6 protein-coding genes are annotated in these 6,989 nt (G+C 60.7%); 1 reads left to right on the top strand and 5 read right to left on the bottom strand.

Annotated elements, in window-relative coordinates; all coding sequences use genetic code 11:
• Positions 1–89 precede the first annotated feature (89 nt).
• Together IG629_RS00885 and gcvA are read right to left on the bottom strand one after the other, a co-directional pair.
• The gene (locus tag IG629_RS00885) at positions 90–1,703 is read right to left on the bottom strand and encodes a BCCT family transporter (RefSeq protein WP_193170113.1); all 1,614 of its coding nucleotides are present in this window, start codon (positions 1,701–1,703) and stop codon (positions 90–92) included.
• 230 nt (positions 1,704–1,933) lie between these two features.
• Positions 1,934–2,875 carry a transcriptional regulator GcvA gene (gene gcvA, locus IG629_RS00880; protein WP_193170112.1) on the bottom strand — a complete coding sequence of 314 codons (942 nt, stop codon included), beginning with the start codon at positions 2,873–2,875 and terminating at the stop codon, positions 1,934–1,936.
• Positions 2,876–3,007: 132 nt separating this feature from the next.
• Here gcvA and IG629_RS00875 point away from each other — a divergent pair, with 132 nt between their 5' ends.
• Positions 3,008–3,271 carry a hypothetical protein gene (locus IG629_RS00875; protein ID WP_193170111.1) on the top strand — a complete coding sequence of 88 codons (264 nt, stop codon included), beginning with the start codon at positions 3,008–3,010 and terminating at the stop codon, positions 3,269–3,271.
• 71 nt (positions 3,272–3,342) lie between these two features.
• On the opposite strand, the gene IG629_RS00870 is transcribed toward IG629_RS00875, so the two are convergent.
• The 3 genes from IG629_RS00870 to dxs are packed head-to-tail and all read right to left on the bottom strand — an operon-like array spanning position 3,343 to position 6,978.
• Positions 3,343–4,281, bottom strand: a complete 939-nt coding sequence (locus IG629_RS00870) for a DUF2806 domain-containing protein (protein WP_193170110.1) — start codon at positions 4,279–4,281, stop codon at positions 3,343–3,345.
• Positions 4,282–4,314: 33 nt separating this feature from the next.
• A complete protein-coding gene (locus IG629_RS00865; protein WP_193170109.1) occupies positions 4,315–5,052 on the bottom strand; it encodes a TlyA family RNA methyltransferase in 738 nt (245 codons plus the stop codon).
• Between the two features lie 6 nt (positions 5,053–5,058).
• Entirely contained in the window at positions 5,059–6,978 is a 1,920-nt protein-coding gene (dxs, locus tag IG629_RS00860) for a 1-deoxy-D-xylulose-5-phosphate synthase (protein ID WP_193170108.1), read from the bottom strand.
• Positions 6,979–6,989: the final 11 nt, after the last annotated feature.

The raw sequence follows: 6,989 nt of genomic DNA, 5'->3' as shown, positions 1-6,989 counted from the left end.
CCCCCAGCTTCTGGTCGAACCGACGCGGGCTTGATCCAACGAGAGACCCGCCGGACCTGCAAGCAGGTCCGGCGGCAAAAAGATAACGATCAGCTACGCGGCTCGCTCATAAGCCCCTTCACCAGCGAGACACAGCCCAGCAGCAGGACCACCGCAAAGGGCAGCCCGGTCGAGACCGACGCCGCCTGAAGAGCGCCGAGACCGCCGCCGAGCAGCAGGGCTACAGCGACCATGCCTTCAAAGGTCGCCCAGAACACCCGCTGCGGCACCGGCGCGTCGACCTTGCCGCCGGCCGTGATGGTGTCGATCACCAGCGAGCCTGAGTCGGACGAGGTGACGAAGAACACGATCACCAGCACGATGCCGATAAATGACGTAATGCTGTGCAGCGGCAGCTGTCCCAGCATGGTGAACAGCTTCAGTTCGAGCCCCGCATCCGCGATCTCCTGATGACCGGCCTGCAAGAGGGACAGTGCCGTTCCGCCGAATGCCGTCATCCAGAGCACGGAAACGACGGACGGGATGATCAGCACGCAGATCAGGAACTCGCGCACGGTCCGGCCCCGGCTGACCCGAGCGATGAACATGCCGACGAACGGTGACCAGGAAATCCACCAGGCCCAGTAGAACGAAGTCCAACCCTGGGAGAAGTTCGCATCAGACCGCCCGAACGGGTTTGACAGCGCCGGCAGGTATTCGACATAGGCCAGCAGGTTCGCGAAGAATCCTGTGGCAATGGCCAGGGTCGGACCGACGATGATGACGAAGCCAAGCAGCAGAATCGCCAGCACCATATTGATCTCGGAGAGCCTCTTAACTCCAGCTTCGAGGCCGGCCACAACCGATATCAGCGCGAGGACGGTAATGCCGGATATCAACACAACCTTCGACGTGTCGGTCACCGGAATATCGAACAGGAAGTTAAGACCCGCAATGGCCTGCTCCGCACCGATCCCGAGCGATGTCGCCAGCCCGAACAGGGTCGCGAAAACCGCCAGCGTATCGATGGCGTGTCCTGTCCATCCCCAGACCCGCTCTCCGAAAATCGGATAGAAGATCGACCGGATGCTGAGCGGCAGGCCCTTGTTATACGAGAACAACGCCAGAGACAGCGCCACAACGGCATAAATCGCCCACGGATGCAGTCCCCAATGGAAGATCGTCGCCGCCATGCCAAGCCGGTGGGCTTCTGCCGGATCGCCGGCCGCACCGGCAAGTGGTGCCCAGCTCTCGGGCGAGCCGGCACCGTCCGCGACGGACGAAGAAAAGTGCGAGATCGGTTCCGACACGCCATAGAACATCAACCCGATGCCCATGCCCGCGGCGAACAGCATCGAGAACCAGCCGGTGTAGGTATAGTCGGGCTTTGCCTCGGTCCCCCCGAGCCTGATCTTGCCGAGTGGCGAGACGATCAGCGCCAGTGTCAGAAGGACGAAGACGTTACCCGCCGCCAGGAAAAACCAGTCAAAGCTGGAGGTCAGCGTCGGCCGCAGCCAACCGAAAAATGCGGCTGCTTCCGTCGGCAGAGCCAACGCATAAAAAACCAGCAGGATAATGCCGCCGGCCGAAATGGCGAACACCGGATTATGGATGTCCATCCCGAACCGGCCGATCTTCGGTTGGATATTGTGCTGGCCGATTTCGTATTCTGTATCGATTACATTCGCATCCCCGTCAGGGGTACGGTCTGCTACTTCGCTCATAATGCCTCCCATGGCTCCCGCCGTCATCGCGGCGGGCCGGATTCATTGAAGTCAAAGTCTGTATCCGGAATAGATCCCGGACCGGCACGTCGTTTTTCACGTGCTCTCTTTGCTATCTATTGTTGTCCCACAGGATGAGTGAGCGCAAATCGGCCCAATGTCCGCTTTGCGACATTATCTCGATCTCGCGCGCCCAAAATGGGCACTAACGGCAATTGACGTGGGTCAGGTTATGGCGCGAGCGCCTTGTCCGAATATGACGCTCCCCCGCCTGGTTGGGCGAGTTCGGCAATTACCCAGGCCTCGAATGAGCGGATCAGAGGATCGGATGATTTCGAGCGCGGATAAACTACATAGTACCCGGCATCTTCCTCGATTTTCACATCCGAGAGAGCAACCAGCATGCCGCTGCAAAGCTCCGACTCGGCCAAAGCCGGCCGCGCCAGAACCACCCCCTGCCCGGCAACGGCAACATTCAGGATAGAGGCCGCGTCATGGAAAACCGCGCCGCTTCGGAACCGGAGTCCCGGTGCGCCGGCCTTCTCGAACCAGGTCCGCCAGAATTCCGTCGAATCCTCGTGATGCAGAGGCAGGGCGGCAATCTGTTCCGGCGTCAGAGGCAGGTCATCCAGCGTGTAACCGGCGCGCTGAAGCAGGCTCGGGCTGGCAAAAGGCTGCGCATAGCCCTCAATAATCCGTTTTGAGACTGTCCCCGGCCAGTTCCCCCGGCCAAAACGCACTGCCACATCGACACCGTCCGACACGAAATTGGACAGGGTCACGGAGTGATGCAGATGCACTTCGACATCCGGTTCCATGGCCGCAAAGGAGCTGAGACGCGGAACCAACAGCTTGTAGGCGACAGAGGGCGCGGCGGAAACGGTCAGAACCTTTTGGTTGGCATCCTCGCAGACCAGCTCAACAGCTACAGCAATACCGTCGAAAGCCGCTGAGACAGGCGAAAGCAGCTTGGCGCCTGCCTCGGTCAACCGGATCTGCCGACCGGCCCGATCGAAGAGTGAAAGCCCGAACCAGTCTTCAAGCGCGCGGATCTGGTGACTGATCGCCGCATGGGTGACGTGCAGCTCGTCCGCCGCCTTCGAGACACCGCCCAGACGGGCCGCAGCCTCGAAGGCCCGAAGGGCTGTAAGAGGGGGAAGTTGCCTGCTCATAATATGTAAATATATCTAACATAATAGGTGAAAATCAATCATTTGTCCTTTGCATGCTGAAAGCCGATATTCGGAGGCAACAGCGAGTTATCTCCAGCAACTGACAAGTGAGGAAAAGTTATGGAACACGCGATGCATTTGTTCTTGAACGGCGCCGGCGGCCTGACCCACGATGTCGCCATTTGGAAAGACTACGCCCGGTACCAAACCCGGAGCCATAACCATGCCGGAGAGTTCGCAGAAGCTCCGGCGAAATATGCCGGCCTCAAGGATGCGGCCGAGCAACTTCGCCGCCTTTCCCGTCATGCGAAACTCAGCGCGCAAGAAGCGAAACTGCTCTGCCGCGCGCTGACCATCGTCGAAACCGAAGCCGGTGCCCGCAGCCAGACGGCATAGAGCCTCTTAGCGTTTGGCTGCATGAGCGGGCGGTGCCAAGGCACCGCCCGTCTTTTTACCGGTCCATAAAATCAGCGTTTAAGCGTGCGCAGTTCGCAGAACGGCGAATGCTTGGCAACAACAGTTTCCGAAGCGCGCGACAGGATGTCGGCTTGCGCCACCGTATAGCCTTCAGCTTCGACCAGCTTGACGATCTCCAGCAGATAATCGAGATCCGCTTCAACATGGGAGAGCCTGCCCGCCGCCCGGACAAGAGCCGTGCCGGCTTCGCTCAGGCGGTAGCACGGTAATGTCAGGTCCGCCGCCGGATCGTCGTGGCTGACCCGGACAACCTTGTCGGCATAGAGCAGGTTGGTCGAGAAACTGTCCGTCTTCTGCGATGAGAAGACCTTGCTGAGGTCGCGGTTGGTCCTGAGCAGGCCGTATTCCTCAAGCAGCAGAATACAGTCTCCGGTCAGTTCGCGCTCACCGAAGAATTCATCGGAAAGCCTCACCAGGAAATTGTTGATCCGAAACTTCGCCAGGATGGCGACCCAGCGGATCATTTTGCGATTGAGCGTGCTCATGACCCGGAAGGTGACCTGCGGAACCGTTCCGCTTTCCTCGGCTTCCAGAGTGAGCAGCGCGGCCCACATTTCCTGACCGGCCTTGTCGCCGCAATCGGACGCCGCCTCGATAAAGCGTACGCACCAATCCGGGTCCACATGCCCATCCTGCGGCGTCTCGCTCTTGAGCATGGTCAGGGCGAGAGAAAAAATAGTCTCGATATTCCGCTGGCGCCGGATATCGCGCTCTTCGACCCGGGATTGGGCGCGTTCCGCAAGCCCGGCATCCTCGTGATCGTCGCCCTTGCGCACCGAGTCCAACCAGGATCGTCCGCTTGAGCCGAGCCCATACGCCAGTATCTCGCTGAACCGGAGGCAGGCCGGATCATAGGCCTCCACATCCGCATTCTTCGAGCGGCGAGACTGTGATTTCGCGTCAGAACTTTCGCGGTTTTCTTCTGTCATCGACACCGCCAATTATTCAGAGCGTCGAGCCTATCACGGTTTTTGCGCCGCAATTAGAAATTCCTGATTTCCATCATTTCCGAATATCGGCGATTCCGCCTGGCCAAACAGGGTCCAACCGGCATCGTTTTCGAGCCATCCTATAACATCGCGAAGGGCATCGGCCCGCGCCGTCTCATCCCGGACAATACCGCCCTTGCCAATACGGGCCGCCCCGACCTCAAATTGTGGTTTCACCAGCGCTACCAGCCGGGCGCCCGGTGCAGCGCAGGCCAGCGCCATCGGTAGTGCCAGCCTGAGAGAGATGAAACTGACGTCCGACACCACCAGTCCTACCGACTCTCCAATCGTCTCGGGCTGGAGATGACGTGCGTTCAGACGTTCGTAGACATGAACCCGCTCATCCTCGGCCAGGCGCGGAATCAATTGACCGTGTCCGACATCGACCGCATGCACACGGAGTGCCCCACGGTCCAGCAATACATCGGTGAAACCGCCAGTCGATGCCCCTATGTCGAGGCAAACAGCCCCGGCCGGATCGATCCTGAAAAGATCGAGCGCATGCTCAAGTTTCAGTCCGGCGCGCGACGCCCATTTGAGCGCCCCGTCATCAAGCTTGATAGTCTGGGCTTCGTTTGTTTTTGCCGCCGGTTTGATCACGGTGACACCGTCGACCGTCACCTGCCCCGCCTCAATCAGGTGGCGCGCCCGGCTGCGGCTTTCGGCGAGACCGCGCTCCACCAAGGCAAGGTCGAGACGTTCCGACGCCATGACCGGTCAGGCGCGAACCGGCGCCGAAGCCCGATCGACGCCGAGTGCGCCAAGAACCGTCGTCACGATAGCGGCCGCGTCGAGCCCGGCTTCGTGATATTGCCGCTCTGGCGAGTCATGATCGAGGAAACGGTCAGGTAGCACCATCGGCCGTACCTTCAGGCCGGATTCCAACAAGCCGTCTTCGGCCAGTGCGTGCAGCACCTGGCTGGCAAAGCCGCCGATACTGCCTTCCTCGATACAGACAAGAACCTCATGCTCAGACGCGAGGCGGCGCAGCAGATCCCGGTCGATCGGTTTGGCGAACCGGGCATCGGCCACGGTGGCGGATAGGCCGCGCGCAGCCAGATCATCCGCCGCAGTGAGACATTCCTGAAGACGGCAGCCGAGAGAAAGCAGCGCAACATTCGAGCCTTCGCGGACAATGCGGCCTTTGCCAATCTCCAGCACATCGCCGCGCGCTGGCAATTCCACCCCGACACCTTCACCTCGCGGAAAACGGAAGGCGCTCGGCCGGTCATCTATGGCGGCAGCCGTCGCCACCATATGCGTCAGCTCGGCCTCATCCGATGGCGCCATCAGAACGAAGTCCGGCAGACAGCCCAGATAGGCGAGATCGAATGCCCCGGCATGGGTCGCGCCATCGGCGCCGACCAGCCCGGCCCGGTCAATGGCAAAGCGCACCGGCAGCTTCTGGATCGCCACGTCATGAACGACCTGGTCATAGCCGCGCTGCAGGAAGGTCGAATAGATCGCCACAAACGGCTTCATGCCCTCGCAGGCCATACCGGCAGCGAAGGTGACAGCGTGCTGTTCGGCAATACCAACGTCGAAGCTGCGCTCCGGGAAGGCCTTTGAGAACTTGTCGATCCCGGTGCCGGACGGCATCGCTGCCGTCACCGCAACGATACGGTCATCCGCCTCGGCTTCCTTGATCAGCGAGTCAGCGAAAACCGACGTATAATTCGGCGCGTTCGAGACCGGCTTCTTCACTTCGCCCGTCACCACGTCGAATTTCGGCACGGCGTGATACTTGTCCGCCGCCTGCACACCGAACGGATGGCCCCGGCCCTTTTCCGTGACGACATGGAGCAGCACCGGCCGGTCCCGCTTCATGTCCCGGACATTGCGCAGCACGGGCAGCAGATGGTCCAGATTGTGTCCGTCCACCGGGCCGACATAGTAGAAGCCAAGTTCCTCGAACAGCGTCCCGCCGGTCACCATGCCGCGGGCGAATTCCTCGGCCTTGCGTGCCGTTTCTTCCATGGGCTTCGGCAGATGCTGGGCGATCTGCTTCGCCAGTTCCCGCATGCTGCTATAGGGCTTGGAGGAAATAAGCTGCGAGAGATGAGCGCTGAGAGCGCCCACCGGCGGCGCGATCGACATGTCGTTGTCGTTCAGCACCACTATCATCCGGCTCTTCTGCGATCCCGCATTGTTCATCGCCTCGTAGGCCATGCCGGCGCTCATTGCGCCGTCACCGATCACCGCGACGACATTGAAATCGTCGCCCTTCAGGTCGCGCGCCACGGCCATACCGAGACCGGCGGAGATCGAGGTCGAGCTGTGCGCAGCACCGAACGGATCGTATTCACTCTCCGAGCGCCGGGTGAACCCGGACAGACCGCCAGCCTGACGCAGGGTACGGATACGATCCCGGCGGCCGGTCAGGATCTTGTGCGGATAGGCCTGATGGCCGACATCCCAGATCACCTTGTCGCGCGGTGTCTCGAAGACATTGTGGATGGCGACCGTGAGCTCGACGACACCAAGTCCAGCCCCGAGATGACCGCCAGTGACCGAAACGGCATCAATGGTCTCCCGACGCAGATCGTCGGCGAGTTGCTTGAGCTGCGCATCGGTCAGCGTGCGGGAGTCAGCCGGTAGGGTGACTCTGTCCAACATCGGAGTTCTACGTTCGGTCATAGGTCCAATTC

The sequence above is a fragment of the Nisaea nitritireducens genome (assembly GCF_014904795.1).
Classification (GTDB): domain Bacteria; phylum Pseudomonadota; class Alphaproteobacteria; order Thalassobaculales; family Thalassobaculaceae; genus Nisaea; species Nisaea nitritireducens.
This window is presented reverse-complemented; position numbering and strand designations above follow the sequence as displayed.